Annotated in this window: 19 protein-coding genes; 6 read left to right on the plus strand and 13 right to left on the minus strand. The window is 65.2% G+C overall.

The genetic code is table 11. The annotated features are described in order from the left end of the window. Nucleotides 1-63 precede the first annotated feature (63 nt). The 10 genes from ASC89_RS15450 to ASC89_RS15495 form a co-directional block, all read right to left on the minus strand. Complete coding sequence (locus ASC89_RS15450; RefSeq protein WP_055882841.1) at nt 64-1,029, minus strand: ABC transporter permease; 966 nt, start codon at nt 1,027-1,029, stop codon at nt 64-66. Between the two features lie 10 nt (nt 1,030-1,039). Next, on the minus strand, nt 1,040-2,113 hold the full coding sequence (locus ASC89_RS15455; RefSeq protein WP_055999350.1) for an ABC transporter permease: 1,074 nt from the start codon (nt 2,111-2,113) through the stop codon (nt 1,040-1,042). Further along, the gene (locus ASC89_RS15460; protein WP_055999353.1) at nt 2,110-3,663 is read right to left on the minus strand and encodes a sugar ABC transporter ATP-binding protein; all 1,554 of its coding nucleotides are present in this window, start codon (nt 3,661-3,663) and stop codon (nt 2,110-2,112) included. Before ASC89_RS15460 ends, ASC89_RS15455 begins: the two co-directional genes overlap by 4 nt. Before the next feature lie 173 nt (nt 3,664-3,836). Beyond that, the gene (locus tag ASC89_RS15465; RefSeq protein WP_055999356.1) at nt 3,837-4,973 is read right to left on the minus strand and encodes a sugar ABC transporter substrate-binding protein; all 1,137 of its coding nucleotides are present in this window, start codon (nt 4,971-4,973) and stop codon (nt 3,837-3,839) included. Nucleotides 4,974-5,108: 135 nt separating this feature from the next. Beyond that, nucleotides 5,109-5,846 carry a FadR/GntR family transcriptional regulator gene (locus tag ASC89_RS15470; protein WP_055999359.1) on the minus strand — a complete coding sequence of 246 codons (738 nt, stop codon included), beginning with the start codon at nt 5,844-5,846 and terminating at the stop codon, nt 5,109-5,111. 332 nt (nt 5,847-6,178) lie between these two features. Continuing rightward, nucleotides 6,179-6,742 carry a dihydrofolate reductase family protein gene (locus ASC89_RS15475; protein ID WP_055999362.1) on the minus strand — a complete coding sequence of 188 codons (564 nt, stop codon included), beginning with the start codon at nt 6,740-6,742 and terminating at the stop codon, nt 6,179-6,181. A gap of 189 nt (nt 6,743-6,931) precedes the next feature. Then, a complete protein-coding gene (locus ASC89_RS15480) occupies nt 6,932-7,783 on the minus strand; it encodes a fumarylacetoacetate hydrolase family protein (protein WP_055882852.1) in 852 nt (283 codons plus the stop codon). Nucleotides 7,784-7,869: 86 nt separating this feature from the next. After that, nucleotides 7,870-8,880 (minus strand): DUF3616 domain-containing protein, encoded by a 1,011-nt coding sequence (locus tag ASC89_RS15485; protein WP_055999365.1) that lies wholly within the window; start codon nt 8,878-8,880, stop codon nt 7,870-7,872. Between the two features lie 3 nt (nt 8,881-8,883). Beyond that, on the minus strand, nt 8,884-9,315 hold the full coding sequence (locus ASC89_RS15490; protein WP_055999368.1) for an RbsD/FucU family protein: 432 nt from the start codon (nt 9,313-9,315) through the stop codon (nt 8,884-8,886). Between the two features lie 99 nt (nt 9,316-9,414). Then, nucleotides 9,415-10,170, minus strand: a complete 756-nt coding sequence (locus ASC89_RS15495) for a GntR family transcriptional regulator (protein ID WP_055882858.1) — start codon at nt 10,168-10,170, stop codon at nt 9,415-9,417. A gap of 164 nt (nt 10,171-10,334) precedes the next feature. Between ASC89_RS15495 and ASC89_RS15500 the strand changes: the two genes are divergently transcribed. The 4 genes from ASC89_RS15500 (at nt 10,335) to ASC89_RS15515 (ending at nt 13,350) form a co-directional block, all read left to right on the plus strand. Continuing rightward, nucleotides 10,335-11,888 carry a UxaA family hydrolase gene (locus tag ASC89_RS15500; protein ID WP_055999371.1) on the plus strand — a complete coding sequence of 518 codons (1,554 nt, stop codon included), beginning with the start codon at nt 10,335-10,337 and terminating at the stop codon, nt 11,886-11,888. Next, entirely contained in the window at nt 11,888-12,166 is a 279-nt protein-coding gene (locus tag ASC89_RS15505; RefSeq protein WP_055882862.1) for an acylphosphatase, read from the plus strand. Before ASC89_RS15500 ends, ASC89_RS15505 begins: the two co-directional genes overlap by 1 nt. A gap of 390 nt (nt 12,167-12,556) precedes the next feature. After that, a complete protein-coding gene (gene rnk / locus ASC89_RS15510) occupies nt 12,557-12,961 on the plus strand; it encodes a nucleoside diphosphate kinase regulator (protein WP_055999374.1) in 405 nt (134 codons plus the stop codon). Between the two features lie 167 nt (nt 12,962-13,128). Continuing rightward, nucleotides 13,129-13,350: a hypothetical protein gene (locus tag ASC89_RS15515; RefSeq protein WP_055999377.1), complete on the plus strand. Its 222-nt coding sequence runs from the start codon at nt 13,129-13,131 to the stop codon at nt 13,348-13,350. Nucleotides 13,351-13,523: 173 nt separating this feature from the next. On the opposite strand, the gene ASC89_RS15520 is transcribed toward ASC89_RS15515, so the two are convergent. Continuing rightward, a complete protein-coding gene (locus tag ASC89_RS15520) occupies nt 13,524-14,432 on the minus strand; it encodes an SMP-30/gluconolactonase/LRE family protein (protein ID WP_055999381.1) in 909 nt (302 codons plus the stop codon). A 115-nt stretch (nt 14,433-14,547) separates the two neighbouring features. On the opposite strand from ASC89_RS15520, the gene ASC89_RS15525 reads away from it, so the two are divergent. Next, nucleotides 14,548-16,020, plus strand: coding sequence for an NAD-dependent succinate-semialdehyde dehydrogenase (locus tag ASC89_RS15525; RefSeq protein WP_055999384.1), 1,473 nt, complete (start codon nt 14,548-14,550; stop codon nt 16,018-16,020). A 200-nt stretch (nt 16,021-16,220) separates the two neighbouring features. Here ASC89_RS15525 and ASC89_RS15530 read toward each other — a convergent pair whose 3' ends face one another. Together ASC89_RS15530 and cueR are read right to left on the minus strand one after the other, a co-directional pair. Beyond that, nucleotides 16,221-16,634 carry a GNAT family N-acetyltransferase gene (locus tag ASC89_RS15530; RefSeq protein ID WP_055999387.1) on the minus strand — a complete coding sequence of 138 codons (414 nt, stop codon included), beginning with the start codon at nt 16,632-16,634 and terminating at the stop codon, nt 16,221-16,223. Further along, nucleotides 16,621-17,028, minus strand: a complete 408-nt coding sequence (gene cueR / locus ASC89_RS15535) for a Cu(I)-responsive transcriptional regulator (RefSeq protein ID WP_055882876.1) — start codon at nt 17,026-17,028, stop codon at nt 16,621-16,623. The genes ASC89_RS15530 and cueR overlap by 14 nt, the downstream gene beginning before the upstream one ends. Before the next feature lie 130 nt (nt 17,029-17,158). On the opposite strand from cueR, the gene ASC89_RS15540 reads away from it, so the two are divergent. Then, nucleotides 17,159-19,738: a heavy metal translocating P-type ATPase gene (locus ASC89_RS15540; RefSeq protein WP_055999389.1), complete on the plus strand. Its 2,580-nt coding sequence runs from the start codon at nt 17,159-17,161 to the stop codon at nt 19,736-19,738. Nucleotides 19,739-19,761: the final 23 nt, after the last annotated feature.

Below are 19,761 nucleotides of genomic sequence, written 5' to 3' on the forward strand. Positions count from 1 at the left end.
CGACTTTCGTCGGGATGACGGCCGGTGGCTAGCGGACGGCTGTGCCAGAGCCCCTCGTCACAATCAACTCGTTACCTTCGCCGTCCGACCGTAGACCAGCAGCATGATGATGATCACCAGGCCATAGATGATCTGCCGGCCGGCCTCGGGCATCTGCATGATCGACAGCACCGAGTTGAGCAGCACGATGAGGATCACCCCGACCACCGTGCCGATGAAGCGGCCGCGGCCGCCGAGGATGTGGGTGCCGCCGATCACCACCGCGGCGATGGCCGGCAGCAGGTAGGCGTTGCCCATGCCCTGGTAGGCCTTGGCCGAATAGCCGGCGAGCAGCACGCCGGCGAGCGCGGCGCAGAGACCGGAGATGACGAAGGCGCCGACGATGACCCAACGGGTGCGGATGCCGCTGAGATAGGACGCCGCCTCGCGGTTGCCGGTGGCGTAAATCGCCTTGCCGAAGGCGGTGCGGCTGAGGATTGCGGCGATGACGATGGAGACGGCGGCCCAGACGAAGATGGCGACGGGAATGCCGAGGATCTTGTCGGCGGCGAGGTAGCGCATCAGCGGCGTGGCCGAATCCTGCGGAGCAAAGCCGCCGGTGTGGGCGATCATGAGGCCGCGCATCACCGAGTCGACGCCGAGAGTGAAGATCATCGAGGGGATGCGGAGGTAAGCGACGCCGAAGCCGTTGAACAGCCCGACCAGCAGGCCGATGGCGAGGCCGGTGGGGATGGCGGCGGGGCCGCCGACGGTGGTCGCCATCATGGCGGCGGCGGTCATCGTCCAGGGGACGCTGAGGTCGATGTGACCGAGCAGGATCACCATCATCATCCCGGCCGCGACGATGCCGAGAAAGGCGCCGGTCTGCAGCTGGGTGAGCAGGTAATTGGGGCTCAGGAGCGGCATCGTGCCGAGCGTGGCGACGGTATAGATCGAGCCGAGCGCCAGGATCACCAGCACGAAGCCGGCGGAGATGACGATCGGAAGATCGTCGGATTTCAGGCGGGGCAGGGTGAGATCGTTGGCCATGGGTCCGGTCCTACCTGAAGAGTTCGAGACGGTTCTTCACCCGCAACGTGCGGATGGCGCCGAGGCTGACGGCGGCAAGCAGCACCACGCCTTCGACCAGCGGCTGCAGCAGCGGATCGATCGACAGGATGCGGAAGTAGAACGAGATGGCGCGCAGGATCAGTGCGCCGATCAGGGCGCCGATCACCGTGCCGACGCCGCCGAGCAGCGAGATGCCGCCCAGCACCACGGCGGCGATGGAGTTGAGCGTGTAAGCGCCGGCCTGCGGGATATCGGCGTTGCCGGAGCCGGTCTGGATGGCGAGATAGAGCCCGGCGCAGCCGGCGAAAAAGCCCGCCAGCGTGAAGGCCCAGAGCTTGGCGCGATTGATCGGCAGGCCCGACATATAGGCGGCGCCTTCGGATGAGCCGATGGCATAGAGGGTACGGCCGGTGACGGTGCGGCGGAACGGCATCCACACCGCGGCGGTGATGGTGACGAGGATGAGCAGCGGCACCGGCACCCAGGCGATGGGCTGCAGCCAGGCCGCCTCACCGTCCTCGAACAGGTGATAGGTCTCGGCCAGGTCCTTGATCGAGTTAGTGACGGCCCAGTTGAGATCGAGATCGACCTCGCCGCCCGGCTGTGGGCGGATCAACAGGGCAAGGCCGATGGCGACGGCGCCGGTGGCGAGCGTCGCGATGATCGGTTGCAGGCGGCCATAGACGATGACGAGGCCGTTGACGAGGCCGAAGCCGGCGCCGGCGGCCACCGAGACGACGCAGCCGAGGATGATCTGCCAGGGTTCGCCCCGCACCAGTTCGCTGGCGATACAGCTGGTGAGGGTCATCACCGCGCCGACCGACAGGTCGAGGCCGCCGACGATCACCGTCATCGCCTGCGCCATGGCGACGAAGGCGAGCGCCACCGATTCATTGGTGTTGGCGATGAAGACGTTGGTGGAAAAACCGCGCGGGTGGATGAAATTGTAGACCAGGTAGAGCGCGGCGAGCAGCAGGATGGCGCCGTAGAAGCCGCGGTTCTGGCGGATCGACATGGCGAGCGCCGAGGCGCGCGGTGGGGTGCTGGCGGTGATGGCGCTCATGCGGGCACCGCCTCTCGGGCCGGCACATCGGTCGGCCTGGTGATGTTGAGCGCGGCGGCAACGAGGGCTTCCTCGGTGATGGCGTCGCCACTGAACTCGGTGACGATGCGGCCGTCATACATCACGGCGACGCGGTCGCAGCAGCCGATCAGCTCGGCGTAATCGGTGGAATAGAACAGGATCGCGGTGTCCTTGTCGGCGAGCTCGCGCATCAGCCGGTAGAGCTCCTGCTTGGTGCCGACGTCGATGCCGCGGGTGGGATCGTTGAGCAGCATCACTTCGGGCTGGGTCAGCAGCCATTTGGCGATCACCACCTTCTGCTGGTTGCCACCGGAGAGGCTGGCGACCGGATCTTCCGGCTTGTTGAGCTTGATCTGCAGCTGGGCGATGGCATCGGCGACGGCCTGACGCGACTTCGTGGGGTCGATGAACGGTCCCTGGCGGACCTTGTCGAAGCTGGCGACGAGGAGATTGTCGGCGATCGACATGGGCAGCATCAGGCCCTCGGTTTTCCGATCCTCCGGTACCAGCGCGATGCGGCTGCGGCCGCCCTTGGCGTCGGCGGGCGAGGCCGGGATGCCGCCCTCGCCACCGACCGTGACCTTGCCCTCGACGCCGCGCAGCACACCGAACAGGGCGAGCAGCAGTTCCTTCTGGCCCTGGCCATCGAGGCCGCCCAGCCCGACGATCTCGCCCTTGCCGACCGAGAGCGAGACGCCGTTGAGGCGGTTTTCCCATTTGAGGTCGGTGACGGCGAGATGCGGCTTGCGGCTCAGCGCCGGCGGCTTCACTGGAAACTGGTGGACGATGTCGCGGCCGATCATCAGCTTGACGATCTCGTCCTGAGTGCGGGCGCCCTTCAAGAAGGTTTCGATGTGGCGGCCGTTGCGGAACACCGAGAGGGTGTCGCAAAGCGCCTCGACCTCGTGCATGCGGTGCGAGATGAACAGCATGCCGGTGCCCTCGGCCTTCAGCTCGGCGAGCACGTTGTAGACGGTTTCGACGTCGCGGCTGGTCAGCGCCGAGGTCGCTTCGTCGAGGATCAGCAGTTTCGGATTCTTGCCGAGCGCCTTGGCGATCTCGACCATTTGCCGGCGCGACAGCGAGAGATCGCGGATCAGGGCGCGCGGATCGACGTCCTCGCAATGGATGCGGGCCAGCAGCGCCTCGGCGCGCTCGCGCTGGGCGCGGCGGTCGATCAGGCCGAAGCGGCGCGGTGGATCGGATATCGAGATGTTGTCGGCCACCGACAGGTCGGGCAGCAGCGACAGCTCCTGGAACACGCAGACAATGCCGGCCTTGGCTGCCTCGGAGGGGCGCGAGAAGCGGTGCTGTATACCTTCGACGCTGAGCGTACCGCTATCGGGCTGCACCACCCCGGCCATGATCTTGATCAGGGTGGATTTGCCGGCGCCGTTTTCGCCCAGGATGGCGTGGATGGAGCCCTCGTGGCACGAAAAGTCCACCCCCTCGAGCGCCCGTGCCCCCGAGAAATACTTGGAAACGCCGCTCAGTTCGGCAAATGGCCGTGCGGCCCGCCCGTCCAGCATCGTCAATCCTCAGCCGTCGAATGAAAGGGGAGAAGCGATGCCGGGCGATGGGACCCGGCACCGCCTGGAAACCCGGCGTCGCTCTTGCGAAGCGACCGGGTTTCCGTTCACCGCTGGTCGCGCGGTCGAAGGCCTCGTGGACCTGCCGACCGCGCTCCAGGACGTGCGGAGGTCTACTGCACGTTCTCCTCGGTCTGGGCCATGATCGCCGGGCCCGAGATGTTCACGCCGCAGGGCGGGAATTCGTTGACGGTGAAGAAGTTGTCCGGCAGGTCGGTCCAGAAGTTTTCGCCGTCCTTGAGCCCCGTGTAATCGACCGACGGCAGCGGCACCGAGATGAGCTGCGGCATCACGTTGCCCTCGAGGGCCGAGATGGCTGCCTTCATCGAGATGGCGACGAGGCCGGGCGACTGGCCGATCGAGAGGCCGACAAGACCCTCGCCGGAGTGCTTGGCGACAAGCTTCCTGAAGCCGTTCTCGGCTTCGCCGCCCACCGGGACGAACGGGTGCTTGGCATCGAGCAGGGCCTGCACGGTGCCGGTCGAACCACCCTGAGTGATGACACCATCGAAGGTGCCGTGCACGGCGAGCGCGTCGGCGGTGACCTTCTGGGCGGTGCCGTCATCCCAGTTGCCGACCACCTGGACGATTTCCCAGGGACCGGGGGTGGCATCGAACACCTCGTGGATGCCGATCGAACGATCACGGTCGACCGAGTTGCCGGCAAGGCCGCGGACTTCGAGGATCTTGCCCGAGGTCTTGCCCTTGGCGGCCAGTTCCTTGAGCACGAAGCTGCCCCAGTCGCGGCCCATCTGCAGCTGGTCCTCGTTGACCATCATGACCGCGTCGGTATCGAGGATGTTGTCGAACGGCACGATCACCACGTTCTCGCGGTCGGCGAGGCGGATGACGCGGTCAAAACCTTCCGGCGATACTGCGATGGTGACGATGGCGTCAAAGCCCTGGTTGATGAAGTCCTCGATGGCGCCGAGCTGGGCCGGCGCGTCGGTGCCGGTCGAGACGACCTTGAACTCCTTGATCTTGTCCTTGATCGCCGGGTCCTCAGCGAAGGCCTTGGCGGTCTTGATCATCTGGATGCGCCAGGTGTTGCCGACATAGCCGTTGACCACGGCGATGCGGTACGGCCCTTCCTGCTTGTCCCATTGGAAATACTTGGTCTCGGCGTTCCACGGGGCAAAACAGGTGGGGTCGGCGCCTGGGCCGGAAACCACCTTGGGGCCGGCGGTGCTGAGACTGGTCGAGACGAGCAGGCCGACAAGCGCGGCCGAGGCAATGCGTAGTGCGTTCATAGGTTTCTCCTCCCAGAGAACGATCTGAAACAACTAGGCAGTCGCTGGTCTGTGGTGGCCGGTAGTCCTCCCCCGCCCACCTGTCGTCGGGGCCGTTTCGGCCCATCCGGCGCGCCGCTCGGGCGTCGCCAAATTCTACTCCTTGAACAAAGCCAGCCCCGCTTCGAGGTGCTGGCTCATGCGATACTGAAAGGCAAAGCGGTTGCGGCTCTCGAGCGCGTCGGCGATGCCGCCATGCTCGTCGAAGCTGACACCATGGGTCTTCATGCGGTTGACGCCGCTCTCCATGATCTTGAGCATCACCGGCTTCATGATCCGATAGATCTCGTTGACCTGCTTGTTGCCGAGGATGCCGACAAGCTTGGAATGAAAGCGGAAGTCGTGCTGGGCGGCGACGTGGAGTTGCTCCTCCTCGCGCATGGTGTCGTTGATGGTTCTCAGCTCGACGATATCCTCGCACGTCGCGCGATCGAACAACTGGTCGACCGCGCCGACCTCGATCAGCTGGCGGAAGCCCTGGGTGTCGAGGAAGGTCTGCCGGCTCAGCTCCAGCGTATTGAACGAGTAGAGTTCGAAGACGGCGTCCATCCGCCGATCGATGATCACCGCGCCCACCTTGGGGCGCACGTCGACCACGCCATAGGCCTTGAGGATGCGCATCGCCTCGCGCACCGTGGTGCGGCTCGACGTGAACATCTCACCCAGCTCGCGCTCCGACGGCAGCGGATCGCCGACGCCGAGATTGCGCTTGTCGATCAGCGCCTTGATCTGTCCGACCAGGGTTTCGACGGCGGAATCATAGAGGTGCACGGCGCCATGCTTCTGGCGCGCGCCCCCTTGCTTCAGCCGAACGACATCGCTCCTGGCCGTCATGACCGGATTGCCTCGACACAAGTTGTAGTAGATCCCTCAATCCTACATTTGTAGGACCAGCGGCACGGTAGTTTCAGTGTTTTTGGCTGTCAATAGCCCCGCAATGGAAGCTTATGCGAGATTGTGACGTCATCTGGTATGACAAATAGTAGTTCAAACTGATCTGACAACGATTGCACAGATGTCAAATGGCGCGGAAAAATCATTGAATGCTAACATGTTAGCAAGGGTGCGCCGCGAGTGAATGTGGAACACCGAAAAACCCCGCAGCAGGTGCTGCGAGGCTGTGAAAAACCTGCCGGCAACCGGCTCAGGAGCAGGGGTGATCTGCCTCAGTTCGGTGTGTAGGTCAGCGCCACGACGCCATCGGGCAGGGGCGTGGCTTCCAACAGGCGAAGCTTACTCTGAACGCCAGAACCGAAGACGGCCTGGCCGCCACCGAGCAGGATCGGGTTGAGGAACAGGTGCAACTCGTCGATCAGGCCGCGCTCGAGGCAACTGCGGACGAGCAGCGGACTGCCGAAACTGACGATGTCGCCGCCCGGCTGCTGCTTGATGGCAGTGAGCTCAGCGGGATCCCGCAGCAGAAGGGAGGTTTCCCAACTGGCCTCGGCTTCGGGCAGGCTGGTGGAGACGACGATCTTGGTGGCGTGCGCGATCCAGTCGGCATGGGCGCGCTCGCCAGGAGTGGCGTCGGGATCGTTCGGGACGCTCGGCCAGTAGCCCTGCATGCCCTTGTAGGTCTTGGGACCAAAGACCACGGCATCGGCATTGGCGGTCAGCTGCTTGGCGCGAGCAGCGATCTGGTCGTTGTAGGTCACCCAATGGAAGCCGCCAGCGGCATCGGAGGCATAGCCATCCAGCGAGATATGCAGGTGCATCTTGAGTTTGCGCATGGTTGGTCCTCATTGGTTAAGTCATAGCTTAACTAAAGCGGAGCCGGGCCGGAGTCAATAGTTAGTAGGATGCTTAAGTGATGTGCTTGCCGTGCATGCCGCCAGCCACCGTGGTCAGCGAGCTTCGGCGCCCAAAGCGAAGGGCGCCGGCCTTGCGACCGACGCCCTTCAAAACTCAGTGGCGAAACCTCAGGCGGCGTAGGCCTTGGTCTTTTGCTGCTGCTCGCCCAGGCCCTCGATGCCCAGCTTCATGGTCTGGCCCGGCTTCAGCCAGATCGGGGTGGGCTTCTGGCCCATGCCGACACCCGGCGGGGTGCCGGTGGTGATCACGTCACCCGGCTGCAGGCTCATGAACTGGCTGAGATAGGCGACGAGGTGGGCGACGCCGAAGATCATGGTCTTGGTCGAGCCGTCCTGGTAGCGGTGGCCATCGACGTCGAGCCACATGCCGAGGTTCTGCACGTCCTTGATTTCGTCCTTGGTGACCAGCCACGGGCCGATCGGGCCGAAGGTGTCGGCCGACTTGCCCTTGGTCCACTGGCCGCCGCGCTCGGTCTGGAAGTGGCGCTCGGAAAGGTCGTTCACCACGCAGTAGCCGGCGACGTAATCCAGCGCGTCCTTTTCCTCGATATACTTGGCTTCCTTGCCGATGATGACGCCGAGCTCGACTTCCCAGTCGGGCTTCAGGGTGTTCTTGGGCAGGATCACGTCGTCGTTCGGGCCGATGATGGCGCTGGTGGCCTTCATGAACAGGATCGGCTCGGCCGGAATGGCAGCGCCGGTCTCGGCGGCGTGGTCGGCATAGTTGAGGCCGATGCACATGAACTTGCCGACATTGCCGACGCAGGGGCCGATACGCGAGCCCTGGTCGAGCACCGGCAGGCTACCATGGTCGGCCGCCTTGATCTTGGCGAGACCGGCAGCGCCGATCGAGGCGCCGTTGATGTCGGGCACCACGGACGAGAGATCGCGATAGGTCCCGTCGGTGTGCAGGATGGCGGGCTTTTCGGCGCCCTTGGCGCCGACGCGCAGAAGTTTCATGGAATGCTCCTCAGACTTGGCGGGAAGGGATAGGGCCAGACCCACGCGGAGTCGAGGCCAACCATGGTCGAATCCGTTCGGTGCATTCAGGCAGGCGGAATGTCGAGGGTGAACAGCCGGGGGCGGCCGTTGGCCGGGTGATCGGCGAGCACCAGCAGTTCGGCGCTGGCACTGCCGTTCGCGGCGGACGCATAGCCGGCGAGCAGCAGGCCCTCGACCTTGTCGCCCTCGATCGGGGCGAGCCGGCCGAGGCGGCGTACCGTCTCGCGCTTGCGGTCGAACAGATGGATGGCGAAGCCCGCCGTCGCGTCGGATGCGGGGCCGGAGAGGATGAGCAGGCGGCCATCGGGCAGCATGGCGAGATCGCGAATGCCGGCGCCGCGGCCGAGCGGGACACGCAGGGTTCTGGGGGCGAGATCGGCGCCTGGGGTGAACAGCGCGGCGGCGCGGACGCTGAGCAACAGCGCCTTGCCGTCGATGACCGGGCTGCGGAAGCCGAAGTAGAGCCGGCGTCGCCAGGCGGCGAGACCTTCGATGTTGAGGCCATCGCGCTTGTTGGGCGATTTGAGGAAATACGGAGCAAAGCTCTTGCGCTCTGCCAGCAGTTCGTTGAGGCGGAAACTCAGCTCGGGGCGGCGACCATCGCGGCTGATGCGGGCGACGAGGTGGGCGGAGCGGCGATAGTCGGCGCGCTTCCGCTGCTCAGGGGTGACCCAGTCGTGGATGCTGTGCGAGCCGGCGACATAGTAATGGGGGCCGAGCCAGGCGACGCCTTCGCCATCGAGGATGTAGCGATCGGGCCCGGGATCGCCGTCATCGGGGGCGATACCGACGGCCTCGAGCGCGTCGCGGTCGGTGGGCAGCAGCGGCACCACGGCGCCGGCCGTCAGGGTTGCCGCATCGAGGTCGAGCGTCGCGAACTGGGCGAACAGCCCTTCGTTGTCGATGACGAGGCATTTGCGCCGCCGGCGGTTCAGCGGGGCGGCGCTGGCGATGCCGCTGAGGTCGGTGGCGACCGCAGCCTCGCCGCTCCGGAACTCGCCGATCACGGCGAGCTCCCGGGTGGCGATGAACGGCGGATCGACGCGCCGCGGCATCGGTTACTCCGGGCGGACGATGCCCTTCTTCAACAGCACGTTGCCGTAGAGGCGGCGCTCACCGGTCTGGATCACCGCGTAGGCGCCGTGCACGCGCTCGTAGAAGGCGAAGCGCTCGAGCAGGCTGAGTTTCATCTCCGGCTCGTGCTTTTTGATCAGCTTGTCGAAGTCCTTGTGGGTCGCTTCGCGCTTTTTGGCGTCGCCGACCACCTCCATGCCGAAGGCCTGCTCGTCGACGAAGGTATCGAGCGGCATCACCGTGAGGATGGCGTCGAGCACCTCGGTGGCGCTGATGCCGTCGAGCCGCACCAATTGCGGGCCGGCGCTGTCGCCGGGGTAGTTGGCATCGACGATGGCGATCTCGTCGCCATGGCCCATGGCGCGCAGGATGTAGAGCAGGTCAGGGCCGAGGATCGGGGGGATGTTTTTGAGCATGCGAGGGGTCTCGTTGGTGGATTGGAGTTCGGCAGTAGGCAGTAGGCAGTAGAAGAATGGAGAGGGAGCGGTGCACCACTGCCGACTGCCGACTGCCGCCTACCCGAACGGAAACGCCGAGTGGGCTGGATCTTCCCGCAGCAACTGGCCATCGGCGAAGAGTTCGGCGTGCTCGACGGCGAAGGCGATGAGCTCGGCCATCACCGAGTCGATATGGGCGCGCATGGCGGCCGAGGCGATCGCGGCGTCGCCGGCGGTGATGCCGTCGAGAATCTTCTGGTGCTCGGCGAGGGTGACGCTCAACCGGCGCGGCGTGAGGATCAGCCGGCGAGCCCGATCGAGATTGGCGCGGGTGTTCTCGATGACGCCCTTCACCTTGGTGAAGCGCATGTCGCCGAAGACGATGTCGTGGAACTCTAGGTCGCGCTCGTGGAAGCCGTTCTGGTCGTCGATCTCCACGGCGGCGCGCTGGTAGCTCATGTTGCGCTGCAGCGTGTCGATCAGCTCCGGGCTGTGATTGCCGGTGACGACGCGCACCGCTTCGGCCTCGAGCGCCTTGCGGATCAGCATGTATTCGAGCACGTCGGCGATGCGCACCAGCGAAACGGTGGAGCCGCGCTGCGGCAGGATATCGACCAGGCCCTCGGCCTGCAGGCGAGCCAGCGCCTCCGAGACCGGGAAGCGCGAGACGCCCAGCCGCTCGCAGATGGCGCCCTTGTCGATCACTTCGCCGGGCTTGAGGTCAAGCTGGACGATGGCCTGGCGCAACGTGTCGGTGACGAACACGGTGACATTGCCACGCGTCGGGGTCGCCGGCGTAGACAGAAATGAGTAGGGACTTGCCTCGGTCTTCATGCTAACATGTTAGTTGGAGTGCCGGAGCTTTTCAATCGCACCTGCTTGTCACCCGACTGGTTTTCCGCCGCAAGCGGGCTAGCTCGGGCGTACAATAGTTTTGGTGGTTTTGAGTGGTGTTGGCAGTTCCTGCCCCGAATCCAGGATCAAAAGAGCCGCTCGCGATGTCCGATGTCATGTCCCGCCCCGCCGCCGCTAAGACGCTGCTGCTCAACGCCCAAGACAATGTCGCGGTGGCGCTGAGCAATCTCGATGTCGGCACCGATACGCCGCAGGGCGTCAAGACCACCAAGCGGGTGCCCAAGGGACACAAGTTCACCGTGCGGCAGGTTGCGGCAGGCGAGCCGATCGTCAAGTTCGGGCAGATCATCGGCTTCGCCAAGGATAACATCCCGCCGGGCGAATGGGTGCACGAGCACAATGTGACGATCGGCGAAGAGCATGGCGCGTTCAAGCGCGACTACGCGTTCGGCGAGGGCATCGTGCCGGTGGAGTTCGTGGCCGACGCAGAGCGGGCGACGTTCCAGGGCTTCCGCCGCTCCAACGGGCAGGTCGGCACCCGCAACTATATCGGCATTCTCACCTCGGTGAACTGCTCGACCACGGTGGCCGGGTTCATCGCGCGCGAGGTCGAGCGCTCGGGCATTCTCGAGCAATATCCCAACGTCGATGGGATCGTGGCGCTGAAGCAGGCGAATGGCTGTGTCATCGATTATCGAGGGGTGATCTTCGACATTTTGAAGAAGACCACCTGGGGCTATGCCACCAACCCGAACATGGGCGGGGTGATCATGGTGGGGCTAGGGTGCGAGGGTTTCCAGATCCCGCGGCTCAAGGAAGCCTATGGTGTCACCGAGAATGAGACCTTCCGCACCATGACAATCCAGGAAGTCGGCGGCACGAAAAAGACCGTCGAAGCCGGCGTCGAGGCGGTCAAAGCCATGCTGCCGATCGTCAACAAGGCCAGGCGCGAAACGGTGCCGGCGTCGGAACTGATGCTGGCGCTGCAGTGCGGTGGCTCGGATGGCTATTCGGGCATCACTGCCAACCCGGCGCTGGGCGTCGCGGCCGACATCCTGGTGCGGCATGGCGGCACGGCGATTCTGTCGGAGACGCCGGAGGTTTATGGGGCGGAGCACCTGCTTACCCGGCGCGCCAAAAATCGCGAGGTCGGCGAAAAGCTCATCGATATCATCCATTGGTGGGAAGATTACGCCGAGCGCAACAATATGGAGATGAACAACAATCCGTCGCCGGGCAACAAACTCGGCGGACTTACCACTATCCTCGAGAAATCTTTGGGTGCGACTGCAAAAGGTGGGACGACTCCACTCAATGCAGTGTATCACTATGCCGATCCGGTGACCGAAAAGGGGTTCGTGTTCATGGATACGCCGGGATACGATCCGGTTTCGGCGACCGGGCAGGTCGCGGGTGGTGCGAATATACTATGCTTCACCACAGGGCGTGGCTCGGCCTATGGCTGCAAGCCGACGCCGTCGATCAAGATCGCCACCAACTCGGACATCTATCACAAGATGATCGACGACATGGATATCAACGGCGGCGAAGTGGTCGAGGGCGGCTCGCTCGAAGAGAAGGGGCAGGAGATATTCGACAAGATCCTTGCCGTCGCTTCGGGCGAAAAGAGCAAGTCGGAACTCCTGGGCTACGGCGACAACGAGTTCGTGCCCTGGCAGATCGGCGCAACCTTCTGATGCGGCGCGCCGTCCACGTGGTGATCACTGGACGGGTGCAGGGAGTGGGCTTTCGCGCTTTCGTCGAGCGTGAGGCCGAGGCATTGCGGCTCGAAGGCTGGGTGCGCAACCGGCGTGACGGCACAGTCGAAGCGGTGTTCGCCGGCGATGAGGGCGAAATCCAGCACATCCTGATGGAACTCAATGCCGGCCCGCCCGCCGCCGCGGTGACCGACGTGCGGACCGGACCCTATGAAGGCCCGATCCCGCCGGGATTCAGCTCGCTGCCGACGGCGTGAGGGCTGGGTCGGTCGGCAGTCGGCAGTAGAAAAAGGGCTTGCGTCGCTGCCCGGCTTTCGCGCTTTCCGACTGCCGACTGCCGACTGCCGACTGCCGACTGCCGACTGCCGACCGTCGACTGCCGATTTGACTTTGCGCCGAGACCCCCTACATTCACGTCATGTCTTGCTTCGCGACCATCATCGGTATGGCACCGCGCCGGGAAAACCCGGTCGCAGGCATATAGCCCCATGATCCGCGCCTAGGCGCCGCCGGGTCTGGGGCATCCCGAACCCACGCGGAGCTTTCCGCTCGGGCTCACCAGCAAGGCGCCACATCCAAACAACACCAGCGTGAACCGTCGCGGGCGATGACCCGCCGACATTCGCGCATCGAAAGGAATTTCTCAGATGCAATCCATGCGTCGCTATGACCTGCAACCGCGTATCGTCCTCAGCGAGGACGACCACCGCAAACTCATCGCCCTGGCGCTGGCCGGCAGCGGACACAGCTCCGATGCGGCCGACGACCTGTTGTATGAAATCGAACGCGCCCGCGTCGTGCCGACCCCCAAGTTGGGTTCGAGCATCGTGCGGATGGGCTCGACCGTGACCTACCGGCCCGACAACGGCGCGGAGCGCACCGTGCAACTGGTCTATCCGGTCGATGCCGATATCTCCCAGGGCAAGATCTCGGTGCTGACCCCGGTCGGCACGGCGCTGATCGGCCTCGATGTCGGGCAGTCGATCACCTGGGAGGCGCGTGACGGCCACAAGCACGTGTTGACCGTCCTGGCGGTCGCGCGGCAGGCGTGATTCGCGGCCAGCGGGCCGCCCGGCCTGCTCGTCTGCAGCCGGATCATCAGCAAAACCAGCCGGTTGGACTGTCACAATTGTGCGGTCCAACCGTCATCGACCGGGCATCGCCAGTGGTTAATGAAGTGTTGCGGCCAAATTGGCCGCGCCGCACTTCGGAGGCTCGAATGGCCCAGCAACGTGCCCACCACCCAATCGTCACCGGCATGCGCTCGACCACCGGGCAGGCGCTGGCGATCCGCTACGATCTTAGCTCCAACACTATCGCCTTCGTCGAGGACGACTGGTTCGCGGACGCCGTGTGCAGCGGAAGTGTGCCGCCTCGCACCGAGGTGAGGCAGCGGCTGGGCAACAACGTCACCAGGCTGAGGCCACGGCGGCGGGTGTGAGCTTCTCTGGCCGGCGCGAGCTGACCCCCACCCCTGTCCCCTCCCCCTAGGGGCGCGGTAGCGCCCCGGAATGGGGAGGGAGACCCATGCTGAGCCGCCCGTGTGGGCGTCTCCCTCCCCCTGTTTGAGGGGGAGGGGACAGGGGTGGGGGTCAGCCCGCGCCAGCTCGGCGGCTAAGGCCGTGTCGCCCCATTCACCGCCAGGTAGATGCTGTGCAGGCTCTGCGTGGCGCAGATGAACAGGCGGTTGCGGCGGGGGCCGCCGAATTCGACATTGGCGACGGTGTCGGGCGTCAGGAGCTTGCCGAGCAGCACGCCCGATGAGTTGAAGCAGTGGACGCCGTCGCCGGCCGAGGTCCAGACATTGCCGCGGTCGTCGAGGCGGAAGCCGTCGGGCAGGCCGGTATCGGTGACGCAGAAGACGCGGGAATTGCTGACGGTGTTGTCGGCGTTGACGTCGAACACCCGGATGTGGCGCGGCAGGTCGGCGCCGTGGCTATAGGCGCTGTCGGCGACATAGAGACGCTTCTCGTCAGGCGAAAAGGCGATGCCGTTGGGGCGGACGAAATCGTCGATCGCGACCTTCAGCACGCCGGTGGCGGGATCGAGGCAGAAGACGTAGCAGCCATCCTGCTCGAACTCGCCCTTGTAGCCCTCGTAGTCCGAGAGAATGCCGTAGCCGGGGTCGGTGAACCAGATGGTGCCGTCGGATTTCACCACCACATCGTTGGGGGCGTTGAGCTTCTTGCCGCGATAGCTGTCGGCGAGGACGGTGATCGAGCCATCGAGCTCGGTGCGGACGACGTTGCGGCCGCCATGCGAGCAGGAGACCAGCCGACCCTCACGGTCGCGCGTGTTGCCGTTGATGTAGTTTGCATTGTGCCGGTAGACCGAGGCGCCGCCGTCGGGGGTCCAGCGCAGCATGCGGTTGTTGGGGATGTCGGACCAGACCAGCTGGTTGGCGTCGCCGAACCAGCACGGGCCCTCGGCCCAGCGGCAATCGGAATAGAGCGTTTCGAGCTTGGCGCTGCCCTGGATCAGGTGCCCGAACTCTTTCTCGTGATGCTGATAGACGCCGGCCATTTTGGTCCCCCGCTTGTTTGTTTGGCGGCATCCAATCGGAAGTTTTGGAGCCCGGCAAGGCTACTTGCGTTCATTGCAGGCGAGGCGCAGAGCTTCCGCCTCAAGGAGAATACCGATGCCGATCACCGATGCGCTCAACACCCGCCTCAAGGATCCCTCGCTGCTGCAGGCCGCCGCCTTTATCGGCGGGCGCTGGCTCGAGACGGCAGAAAACGGCACAACTTTCGAAGTGACTAACCCCTCGACCGGCGCGGTGCTGGCGGTGCTGCCGAACTGCGGCGTGGCGGAAGCCAAGCTCGCGATTACCGCAGCCGAGACGGCGCAGCAGGCCTGGGCGAAGCAGACCGGCAAGGCGCGCGCCGCCGTGCTGCGCAAGCTGCATGAGTTGATGGTCGAGAACGCCGACGATCTGGCGGCGATCATGACCGCCGAGCAGGGTAAGCCGGTGCCCGAGGCCAAGGGCGAGGTGCTCTATGGCGCCGCCTATGTCGAGTGGTTTGGCGAGGAAGCCAAGCGGGTCTATGGCGACACCATTCCCGGGCACCAGGAAGACAAGCGGATCATCGTGATCAAGCAGCCGGTGGGGGTGGTCGCGACGATCACGCCGTGGAACTTCCCCAACGCCATGCTTGCCCGCAAGGTGGCTCCCGCATTGGCGGCCGGGTGTGCGGTGGTGTCGAAGCCGGCAGCGGAAACGCCGCTTTCCGCCATCGCCATTGGCGTGTTGGCCGAGCGGGCCGGGCTGCCCGCCGGGCTGTTCAACCTGTTGCCGTCGACCCATTCGTCGGATCTGGGCAAGGAGTTCTGCTCGAACGAGGTGGTCAGGAAGCTGAGTTTTACTGGCTCGACCGAGGTCGGCCGCATCCTGGTGCGGCAAGGAGCCGACCAGATCAAGCGGCTGAGCCTCGAGCTCGGCGGCAATGCGCCGTTCATCGTGTTCGATGATGCTGATCTGGATGCGGCGGTCGAGGGCGCGATGATCTCGAAGTACCGCAATAACGGGCAGACCTGCGTCTGCGCCAACCGCATCTATGTGCAGGCCGGCGTCTACGATGCGTTCGCCGAAAAGCTCACCGCGGCAGTGGAAAAGCTGAGGGTGGGCGACGGATTTGGCGAGGGGATCACCACCGGACCGCTGATCGACGAGAAGGCAGTGGAGAAGGTGGAGCGGCACCTCACCGATGCGCTGCGCAAGGGCGGCCGGCTGCTGGTTGGTGGCAAGCGCAAGGAGGGGTTGTTCTTCGAGCCGACCATCGTCGCCGACGCGACCGCCGACATGATGCTGGCACGCGAAGAGACGTTCGGGCCTCTGGCGCCGCTGTTCCGCTTCGAGACGGTGGACGAGGTGATCCGGCTCGCCAACGCTACCGAGTTCGGGCTCGCGTCATACTTCTATGCGCGCGACCTGGGCCGGGTGTTCGAGGTGGCCGAGGCGCTCGATTACGGCATGGTCGGGATCAATACCGGGCTGATCTCCACCGAGGTGGCGCCGTTCGGCGGCGTGAAGCAATCGGGGCATGGGCGCGAGGGGTCGAAGTACGGGATCGAGGATTATCTCGACATCAAGTATCTTTGCCTGAGTGTTTGAGGCGGTGCATTGGCCCCACCCCACCCAGTTTCGCTAGGCAGCAAGCTGCCAAGCTCCACTACCCTCCCCATCAAGGGGAGGGAGACCCGACTGCAGGCTTCGGGCTCTGTCGTCTCCCTCCCCCTTGTGGGGAGGGTAGCGCAGCTAGGCGGAGCCTTAGCGGAGCTGGGTGGGGGTGGCCACCCGCACGGGGCCAGAGGCTAAAGCCTGATCAACCCCGCCGCGGTCGGCCTGAACCCGCACGCCTTGTAGAACCCATCCAGCTTCTCCTCATAATCGACATGCAGCCAATGCGCGCCGCGCTCGCGGGCGGCGTCGGCCACCTGCCGCACCAGCTCCTTGGCAATGCCGCGGCGCTGGAAAGCGGGGTCCACAGTCGTATCGAGCAGGAAAGCGTGGACGCCGCCGTCCCAGGCGACATTGACGTAGCCGACCATGCGGGTACCGGCATAAGCGCAGGCGTGGGTGAGGCTGCGGGTAAGGATGAAGGCGAGGTCGCCGCTCCAGTCACCACCCCAGGCGGCGCGCCACAGCGGGGCCAGTTCTTCCTCGCTCGGGAACGGATCGAGCCGGTAGGCGATCTCGATGCCAGTGTTGTCTTTAGTTTCCTGCATGCAGTTCCGTTCCGGCGAGGCCTTCGATGATCGGGCAATCGGGACGGTGATCGCCATCGCAGGCATCGGCGAGGGTGGCGAGGGTGTGGCGCATCTCGCCGAGCAGCCGGATCTTCTGGTCGAGTTCGGCGATGTGGCTCTGGGTCAGCGCCTTGACGTCGGCGCTCGAGCGCTGCGTATCGCCCCAGAGGCGCAGCAGATCGCGGATTTCGTCCATCGAGAAGCCGAGGTCGCGGGCGCGGCGGATGAAACCGAGACGGTGGATGTCATGATGGCCGTAATCGCGATAATTGCTGTCGCGCCGGTCGGCATTGGGAATGAGGCCGATGGATTCGTAGTGACGGATCATCTTGGCCGATACGCCGGTGAGCCGGGAGGCCTCGCCGATCTGCATGGGAACACCTATCTGAACAATGTGCTTGACCTTACCATGATGGGAAGGTGCAGAACAGGGCCCAGTACGATTTCGTTTGTCGCGTCTCCGCCGGGCTCAGCCGCCGGGAGACGTTCTACAGGAGCCGAGCATGGATCACGCTGAACACAAGCATTCGCACGGGTCAGGGGGCGCGGTCAGTCGCGACCCGGTCTGCGGCATGACCGTCGATATGGCCAAGACACCGCACCGCACCATGCATGAGGGCCGCGAGATCGGCTTCTGCAGCGGCGGCTGCAAGGCCAAGTTCGAGGCGGAGCCGGCAAAGTACCTGACGGCGACCGACCCGGTCTGCGGCATGCAGGTGGATCGGACGACCGCCAAACACATGCTGAAGCACGAGGGGACGCGCTACTATTTCTGCAGCGCCGGGTGCCTCAGCAAGTTCGAAGCCGAGCCGCAGAAATACCTTAACGCTCAGAAGGACGACGCCTGCGGCTGCGGGGATGGGCATGATCACGGCGCCGCCGCGAAGGGTGGACACGATCATGCGGGCCACGACCACAGCCATCACGGCCACTCGCACGGTGCGCCGCCGGTCGATCCGTCGACCGTTGCGGCAGGGTCCAAGTGGACCTGCCCGATGCATCCGGAGATCGTCAAGGACGGCCCGGGCGATTGCCCGATCTGCGGCATGGCGCTCGAGCTGATGGTGGCCTCGCTCGATGACGGCCCGAACCCCGAACTCGTCGATTTCACCCGCCGGCTGTTGGTGAGCGCCGGGCTGTCGATCCCGATCCTCATCATCTCGATGGGCGGCATGGTCGGCCTGCCGGTGCGCGAGTGGATCGGCGAGCCGCTGGCCACCTGGATCGAAATGGCATTGGCCACGCCGGTGGTGCTGTGGGCGGCCTGGCCGTTCTTCCGGCGCTTCTGGAACTCGCTCAAGAACCGCTCGCCCAATATGTGGACGTTGATCGGGCTCGGAGTGGGCGCGGCCTACCTGTTCTCGGTGGTGGCGGTGCTGTTCCCGCAGCTGTTCCCGATGAGCATGACGCATATGAACGGCGTGCCGCCGGTGTATTTCGAAGCGGCGGCGGTGATCGTCGCGCTGGTGTTCGTCGGCCAGGTGCTGGAGCTGCGCGCCCGCGACGCCACCGGCAAGGCGATCCGGGCATTGCTCAACCTCGCGCCGAAGACGGCGCGCAAGGTGTGGCAGGGCAGGGATATCGAAGTGCCGATCGAAGAGGTGCGGGCCGGTGACTGGTTGCGGGTGCGGCCGGGCGAGGCGGTGCCGGTCGATGGCGAGGTGCTCGAAGGGCAGTCGTTCGTCGATGAATCGATGCTGACCGGCGAGCCGGTGCCGGTGGAAAAGCTGAAGGGCGAGCCGGTAACCGGTGGCACGCTGAATGGCGAGGGCAGCTTCGTCATGCAGGCGCTGCGGGTCGGTTCGGAAACCCGGCTCAGCCAGATCGTCGAGCTGGTGGGCAAGGCGCAGCGCAGCCGCGCTCCGATTCAGGCGCTGGCCGACAAGGTGGCGAACTGGTTCGTGCCCCTGGTGGTGGTGATCGCTATTGCCGCGTTCGCGGCGTGGATGATCTGGGGCCCTGGCCTCGCCGAGGCGATCGTCGCGGCGATCTCGGTGCTGATCATCGCCTGTCCCTGTGCGCTCGGCCTTGCGACGCCGATCTCGATCATGGTGGCGACCGGGCGCGGCGCGCATGCCGGCATCTTGGTGAAGGACGCCAAGGCACTCGAGGGCTTTGCCCGGGTCGATACGCTGATCGTCGACAAGACCGGCACGCTCACCGAGGGGAAGCCGACGCTCGACCAGGTGATCCCGGTGAAGGGCGTCGACGAAGGTTTTGTGCTCGCCGTCGCGGCAGCGCTCGAGAAGCACTCGGAGCACCCGATCGGCACGGCCGTGGTCAAGGGCGCCGAGGTGCGCGGGGCGCGGGTCTACGAGGCCGAAGGCTTCACCTCGCTCACCGGGCGCGGCATCAAGGGAATGGTCGGCGGCAAGCCGGCGCTGCTCGGCAACCTCAAGCTGTTCAAGGAGCAGAATATCGCCGTCGACGACAAGCTGGCCGGGCTGCTCGAGCAGCAGGCGGGCTCGGGCAAGACGGCGATCCTCGTCGCCCATGATGGGGCAGCGATCGGCGTGGTGACCGTGTCGGACCCGATCAAAGCGGGGGCAAAGGAAGCGATCGCGGCGCTGCGGGCCGATGGCGTGGCGGTGGTGATGGCGACGGGCGATGCCAGGGGCACAGCCGAAGCGGTCGGGCGCGAGCTCGGCCTCAGCGAGGTACAGGCGGGCATGGCGCCCGAGGACAAGCACACGCTGATCGAGCAACTGAAGGCCAAGGGCAAGTCGGTGGCGTTCGCCGGCGACGGCGTCAACGATGCGCCGGCGCTGGCGGCAGCCGATGTCGGCGTGGCAATGGGCACCGGGGCGGATGTGGCGATCGAAAGCGCCGGTATCACGCTCTTGAAGGGCGAGCTCAACGGCATCGTCAAGGCGCGCAAGCTTTCCAAGGCGACGCTCAGCAATATCAAGCTGAACCTGCTGTTCGCCTTCGGCTACAACGCGCTGGGCATTCCAGTGGCGGCGGGCGTGCTCTACCCGCTGACCGGCTGGCTGCTCTCGCCGATGCTGGCTGCGGCGGCTATGGCGCTGAGTTCGGTGAGCGTCATCGCCAACGCGCTGCGGCTGAACTCGGTGAAGCTGTAGGCCACGGACGGCAGGTGGCGTCT

Source organism: Devosia sp. Root413D1 (genome assembly GCF_001425235.1).
Classification (GTDB): Bacteria; Pseudomonadota; Alphaproteobacteria; order Rhizobiales; family Devosiaceae; genus Devosia_A.

Excerpts from the sequence above, each read along its gene's own strand:
- ASC89_RS15450 (WP_055882841.1), bottom strand. The coding sequence starts at position 1,029 with ATGGCCAACGATCTCACCCTGCCCCGCCTGAAATCCGACGATCTTCCG.
- ASC89_RS15455 (WP_055999350.1), bottom strand. The coding sequence starts at position 2,113 with ATGAGCGCCATCACCGCCAGCACCCCACCGCGCGCCTCGGCGCTCGCC.
- ASC89_RS15460 (WP_055999353.1), bottom strand. The coding sequence starts at position 3,663 with ATGCTGGACGGGCGGGCCGCACGGCCATTTGCCGAACTGAGCGGCGTT.
- ASC89_RS15465 (WP_055999356.1), bottom strand. The coding sequence starts at position 4,973 with ATGAACGCACTACGCATTGCCTCGGCCGCGCTTGTCGGCCTGCTCGTC.
- ASC89_RS15470 (WP_055999359.1), bottom strand. The coding sequence starts at position 5,846 with ATGACGGCCAGGAGCGATGTCGTTCGGCTGAAGCAAGGGGGCGCGCGC.
- ASC89_RS15475 (WP_055999362.1), bottom strand. The coding sequence starts at position 6,742 with ATGCGCAAACTCAAGATGCACCTGCATATCTCGCTGGATGGCTATGCC.
- ASC89_RS15480 (WP_055882852.1), bottom strand. The coding sequence starts at position 7,783 with ATGAAACTTCTGCGCGTCGGCGCCAAGGGCGCCGAAAAGCCCGCCATC.
- ASC89_RS15485 (WP_055999365.1), bottom strand. The coding sequence starts at position 8,880 with ATGCCGCGGCGCGTCGATCCGCCGTTCATCGCCACCCGGGAGCTCGCC.
- ASC89_RS15490 (WP_055999368.1), bottom strand. The coding sequence starts at position 9,315 with ATGCTCAAAAACATCCCCCCGATCCTCGGCCCTGACCTGCTCTACATC.
- ASC89_RS15495 (WP_055882858.1), bottom strand. The coding sequence starts at position 10,170 with ATGAAGACCGAGGCAAGTCCCTACTCATTTCTGTCTACGCCGGCGACC.
- ASC89_RS15500 (WP_055999371.1), top strand. The coding sequence starts at position 10,335 with ATGTCCGATGTCATGTCCCGCCCCGCCGCCGCTAAGACGCTGCTGCTC.
- ASC89_RS15505 (WP_055882862.1), top strand. The coding sequence starts at position 11,888 with ATGCGGCGCGCCGTCCACGTGGTGATCACTGGACGGGTGCAGGGAGTG.
- rnk (WP_055999374.1), top strand. The coding sequence starts at position 12,557 with ATGCAATCCATGCGTCGCTATGACCTGCAACCGCGTATCGTCCTCAGC.
- ASC89_RS15515 (WP_055999377.1), top strand. The coding sequence starts at position 13,129 with ATGGCCCAGCAACGTGCCCACCACCCAATCGTCACCGGCATGCGCTCG.
- ASC89_RS15520 (WP_055999381.1), bottom strand. The coding sequence starts at position 14,432 with ATGGCCGGCGTCTATCAGCATCACGAGAAAGAGTTCGGGCACCTGATC.
- ASC89_RS15525 (WP_055999384.1), top strand. The coding sequence starts at position 14,548 with ATGCCGATCACCGATGCGCTCAACACCCGCCTCAAGGATCCCTCGCTG.
- ASC89_RS15530 (WP_055999387.1), bottom strand. The coding sequence starts at position 16,634 with ATGCAGGAAACTAAAGACAACACTGGCATCGAGATCGCCTACCGGCTC.
- cueR (WP_055882876.1), bottom strand. The coding sequence starts at position 17,028 with ATGCAGATCGGCGAGGCCTCCCGGCTCACCGGCGTATCGGCCAAGATG.
- ASC89_RS15540 (WP_055999389.1), top strand. The coding sequence starts at position 17,159 with ATGGATCACGCTGAACACAAGCATTCGCACGGGTCAGGGGGCGCGGTC.